Genomic DNA, 5,004 nt, shown 5'->3' on the forward strand with positions numbered 1-5,004 from the left:
GCGCCGGCTGCCCCGTGCTGGCGAGCGCCATCCGTGGGCCTTCGACGTTCGCCGCCGGTCCGGCGGCGTTCGGCGGCTGCCGGTCGGCGTTGACCGCCGTGACGGTGACGCTGCCGTGGTAGAAGCCGTCGACGCGGTCCATCGGTGAGGGAGCGCCCCACACGCCGAGCGCCGCAATGGCTTCCACGCGGAGTTCCGACGGCGTTGCCGCGCTGCGCGCGAACGCCTCGAGCCGCGCGACCGCATCGGGCGTGCCGAGCCGCAGGTTGGCGTTGAGCGCGCGCCGCACGAGCGGTTCGTTGCTCACCGGCGCGGTCGCGAGCAGCGCCGCGAGGCGTGGCACCCCACCCGCGATACCGCCGTCGTCGTTGATGGCCCGGGCGGCGTCGGTCACGATGCGGACGTCCGTATCGGCGAGGAAGTTCGCCACGCCGGCCGCACGCAGGCGCCGCAGCGCGACGACCGCGGCACTGCGCGCCCGGGGGGACGGGTGCGAGTCGAGGGCCGCGAGGGCGTCGACGTCACCGATGGTGGCCAGCGCCGCCGCTCCGGTGTGCTGGAGCCACTGGTCGTTGCTCTCGTTGGCGGCCAGCATCGCCACGATGGCCGGCACGGCCGGGCGATGAGCCAGGCGGCCGAGGGCCTCGGCGGCGAAGAAGCGGGCCCGCGGCGTTGGGTCCTTCAGCAGCGGCATCACCTGGTCGGCTGCGGCGGCGTACCGCACGTCGCCGATGAGGCGTGCCGCCTGGGCGCGGATCTCCGCGTCGTCATCGGCAAGGAACGGCGTCAGCGCGGCGGCCTGGGCCGCCTCGCGCCGTGCCAGTTGCGCGACCCCCCACAACCCGTGCAGGCGCGCGTGCAGACTGCCGCGGTCGCGCGCCGCGAACAGCAGTGCCTGGACGTCGCCGCGACGCACGAGGTCGAATTGCGCCTTCTGGCGCACGCGCATGTCGGCGTGGCGCAGCAGCGCGGCGATCTCCCCGACGGGCCGGTCCGCGAAGGTCGCCTGGAGCAGGGACTGCACGTCCTTGCGCACGGTCGAGCCCGCGGTGGCCGGCGTGTCGAGCTTCCACAGCCGGCCGTTGTTCTTCGAGTCCCAGCCGGTCACCCAGTCGGTGAGGTAGAGCGCACCGTCGGCGCCGAACTTCATCCCCACGACGAGGACGCCCTTGGTCAGGACCTTCTCGTCGGCCTTCCTGAAGCCAGCCCCGTCGGCGGCCAGCGTGAAGCCGTAGACCCGCGCGTTGGGGGCGGCCCCGGGGAAGCTCGACACGAAGAAGTAGTTCTTCCAGGCGTCCGACAGCGCCGTGCCCGGGTTGTAGGCCATGCCCGACGGGCCGGCATACCAGTTCTCGATCGGCGCGAGCACGTGCGCGGCCTGATTCTCTTCCCGTGGCTTGAAGAGCGACTCGCGCATCCAGACGTTGTAGCGGTTGTTCTTCGCGTCGGTGTACTTGCCGTACTGCCAGTTCGAGCGCCAGCCGCTGTCGGACCCGTAGGGCAGGTAGACGAGGCGTTCCTTCTCGCCGGCATGGTCGCCATCGTTGTCCACCGAGATCAGGTTGCCCCGGTCGTCGAACGAGAACTCCTGCAGGTTGCGGATGCCGGTCGCGAAGACCTCGAAATTCGACCCGTCCAGCTCCGACCGCATCACGGCGCCCTGGTTAGGCAGGGTCCAGGTGCGGCCGCCCTTGTCGACGACGTGCAGGCCGATGTCGCCAACCTCCCAGTACAGTCGCCCGTCCGGCCCGATCGTCACGCCCGAGACGCCGTGCCCGCCGAACGCCGGGTGCGTGTTGAAGCCCTCGCCAATCGTCGTGCGCTGGTCGAGGATGCCGTCGCCGTTGCTGTCGTGCAGCCGGTACACGCCCGGCGGCACGCCGACGATCAGGTCGCCCTCGTGCGCCATCACCCCGCCGAGGATGTCGAACGCGGGATCCTCGTTGAAGCCTTCGTACACCAGGCGCGACTCGTCGGCGCGGCCGTCACCGTCGGTATCACGCAGGCGGTAGACGCGCTCCTTGTACTCCTCCATGTCGCGGATGTCGCGCGATCCGTCCTTGTTCAGGTCGGTGATCCACGCGTTGCGGTCGCTGTTGGCCGGGGCCATCACCGTGCGGTAGAAGCGGCGCAGATCGGCCATCGACCGCAGCGTGTGCACCGTCGGCATCCAGTCCTGATGCCCGCGGATGTCGAGCGGCATGTTGTTGCGCATGGTGCTCGTCGCATACAGCGTGCCGTCGGGGGCGAGATCGATGGCCACCGGATCGACGATCAGCTGCTCGGGCGCCCACAGCGACAGGTCGACGCCCTCGGCCAGTTCGACCGACAGCTTCGCCCGCGTCTCGGTGGCGATGCGCGCGGCCTCGGCCTTCTCGAGACGCGTGGTCTCGCCGGGCACGAGCGTGGGACGGGACGAAGGTTGGGCTCCGCGCAGCAGCACGCTGGACGCGAGGGACAACCCGAGCAGGACGGCAAGGTGCGGCCAACGTCGTTGCATGGAAAGTCCTAGATTTCTATCACGGGTGGGCACGCCAGGGGCCCAGCCCGGCGGCTCGGCTACCATACAGCTCGTTCCCTCGACCAGGAGTACGCATGCAACAGTTCTTCATCGGCCTGCTGGCGACCATCGTCGTCGCCGTCACCGTGGTGGCGCAAGGCCCGACACGCATCAAGGTGATGTTGCTCGACGGCGAGAGCGGCGGCCCGTATCACAAGTGGCAGCTGACCACGCCGCTCATCGAGCGGGCCCTCGAGGAGACCGGCCGGTTCGACGTGACGGTGGTGACGGCACCGGCCGCCACGGGCGTGCTCGACGGCTTCCTCCCCGACTTCTCGGCCTATCAGGCCGTGGTCTTCAACTACGACGCGCCCGACGAGCGCTGGCCGGCGCCGTTGCGCACGGCGTTCGAGCAGTACGTGTCGTCGGGTGGAGGCGCCGTCGTCGTGCACGCGGCCGACAATGCCTTTTCGGGCTGGAAGGCCTGGAACGACATGATCGGCGTGGGCGGCTGGCGTGGGCGCACGGTGGCCTCGGGGCCGTACTGGTACTACAAGGACGACACGCTCGTGAAGGATCCGTCGGACGGTCCGGGCGCCTCGCACGGCCGCCGCACGCCGTACGCCATCCGCACGCGGGTCGCCGACCATCCGATCACCCGCGGTCTCCCGGCGGTGTGGATGCACCAGGGCGACGAGCTCTACGCACATCTGCGCGGTCCCGGCACGACCATGACGATTCTGGCCACCGCCTTCGCCGATCCGGCCAACAACGGCACCGGGCGTGATGAGCCGATCCTGATGACCAGCACCTTCGGCAAGGGGCGCGTCTTCCACACCGTGCTCGGCCACGACATCGTGGCGATGAGCTGCGTGGGATTCGTCGTCACGCTGCAGCGCGCGACCGAGTGGGCGGCCACGGGCGCCGTCACGCAGAAGGTGCCGACGACGTTTCCGACGGCCACGACGGTCAGCTACCGCGCCGATCTCGCGGCACTCGACCCGAACTACGCGCGGGGACTCAACGCGCTCGACGCCCCGCCGAAATAGGCGTCGCCAGGGCCGTCCGGCGGACTGTCCACGGACGAGCGTTGGGAGTAGAGTAGGGACAGGGCGCCGTGCGCGACTTGCGCGCGGCGCACACACCATGGCAGACGTCCCGGACGCGTCGCCCCCCGACCCCACCAGGCTCGAGCGCAAGCGCAACAAGATGCGTGCGGCCTGGATCGCCTTTGCCGGTCGCATCCTCGCGCAGTTGATCGGTGCGGCGGCCACGGTCGTCCTCGGCGTCTACGTGGTGAGCACCTGGGGCGCGCATCGAACGGCGCCATCCGCAACCGTCACCCCTGGCGCGGCGCCGCCCGCGGCCACGACGCCAGGTGCCCTGCCCACCCTGCTCGTCCTCCCGTTCCGCGCCTTCTCGCCGACCAGCGACGGCGACGCCTTCAGCGACGGCCTCACCGAAGCGCTCATCGCCGACCTGTCACGCATCGACGACCTGCGCGTGATCTCGCGCACGTCGTCGATGGCCTACAAGGGCACCACGAAGACCCTGCCGGTCGTGGCCGGTGAACTGGCGGCCGATCTGGTCGTGGAGGGATCGGTGGTCCGCGAGGCGTCGCGTGTGCGGGTCACCGTGCAGCTGATCGACCCGGCATCGGACACGCACGTCTGGTCCGGCACCTACGACCGCACGAGTCGCGACATCCTGACCCTCCAGGCCGAGGTCGCGCGCGCCATGGCGCACGAACTCCACGCGGCGATCACGCCGCGGCAGGAACGGCAGCTGGCACGCGCCGCCGGCCTCGATCCGGCAGCGTACGACGCCTACGTGCGCGGCCGGCAGGCCTTGCATCGACGATCGCCGGACGACCTGGTGGAAGCGACGACGCAGTTGGCGCAGGTGGTGGCGCGCGCGCCCACCTTCGCGCCGGCGCATGCGGCCCTCGCCGATGCGTGGTGCCTGCGCGCCCTCGACGCCTTCGGGGCCGTGGCGGCGCGCGAGGCCCTGGACCAGGCCGAGACCGCCGCTGCCACCGCCCTCCGCCTCTCTCCGGCCAGCGCCGAGGCCCACCTGGCGATCGCCATGGTGCGTCATCGTCGCGACTGGAAGTGGGCGGAGGCCGAGCGCGCCTTCACGCGTGCCTTCGAACTCCACGAGAGCCATGCCACGGCGCACCAGTGGTACTCGATCTTCCTCGCCGAGCAGGGCCGGCATCCCGAAGCGCGCCAGCACGCCAGCCGCGCCATCGCCCTCGATCCCCATGCCGCGCCCGTGCACCGGACGGCCGGACTCGTCGCCCTCTACGCCGGGCGCCTCGCCGAGGCCGAAGCGGCCGTGCGGCGTGCGCTGGCGCTCGACCCGACGTCCGGCGTCACGCGCCTGGTGCTGGCGTCGGTCCTCCTCGAACAGGAGCGTCCTCGTGAGGCCGCGACCATGGCCGACCCCGTGCGCGACGCGGCGCTGGCCGACCAGCGCCTGTCCGTGCTCGCCGACGCCGCCGC

At 71.2% G+C, this 5,004-nt stretch carries 2 protein-coding genes and 1 pseudogene; 2 read left to right on the plus strand and 1 reads right to left on the minus strand.

The features are described 5' to 3' along the window. Positions 1-2,500: HEAT repeat domain-containing protein (locus Q0C41_RS29620; RefSeq protein ID WP_291990314.1), on the minus strand; the 2,500-nt coding region annotated here is incomplete at its 3' end. Positions 2,501-2,595: 95 nt separating this feature from the next. Here Q0C41_RS29620 and Q0C41_RS29625 point away from each other — a divergent pair. Both Q0C41_RS29625 and Q0C41_RS29630 read left to right on the plus strand, forming a co-directional pair. Beyond that, positions 2,596-3,549, plus strand: coding sequence for a ThuA domain-containing protein (locus Q0C41_RS29625; protein WP_291990315.1), 954 nt, complete (start codon positions 2,596-2,598; stop codon positions 3,547-3,549). Positions 3,550-3,646: 97 nt separating this feature from the next. Next, positions 3,647-5,004, plus strand: a pseudogene (locus tag Q0C41_RS29630) (hypothetical protein); the annotation flags it as partial.

It is taken from the genome of Luteitalea sp. (assembly GCF_022842525.1).
Lineage (GTDB): Bacteria > Acidobacteriota > Vicinamibacteria > Vicinamibacterales > Vicinamibacteraceae > Luteitalea.